Annotated in this window: 1 protein-coding gene; it reads left to right on the forward strand. The window is 48.1% G+C overall.

The window, feature by feature from the left end:
- Window positions 1-86 precede the first annotated feature (86 nt).
- On the forward strand, window positions 87-310 hold a 224-nt coding region (locus G6042_RS00500), incomplete at its 3' end, for an MBG domain-containing protein (protein ID WP_169522339.1).

Here is a 310-nt window from a genome sequence, read left to right on the forward strand (position 1 = left end):
CAACGATAACTTATACAGGCAATGAACAAACCAATGCCGGAGTTTACACCGTGGATGTCTTGGTACAGATGCCGAACTATAACGACTTGCAGCTATCGGCTACAATGACCATTGACAATGCGACCATCACAGGTGTTACCTTCAACAACGGAACATTTACCTATGACGGTACAGCTCATTCGATATTTGTATCGGGAGTTCCTGCCGGCGCATCGGTAACTTACTCGGGCAACGGACAAACCAACGCAGGAGTTTACACCGTGGATGCCTTGGTACAGATGCCGAACTATAACGACTTGCAGCTATCGGC

The sequence above is a fragment of the Flavobacterium solisilvae genome, assembly GCF_012911605.1.
Lineage (GTDB): Bacteria > Bacteroidota > Bacteroidia > Flavobacteriales > Flavobacteriaceae > Flavobacterium > Flavobacterium solisilvae.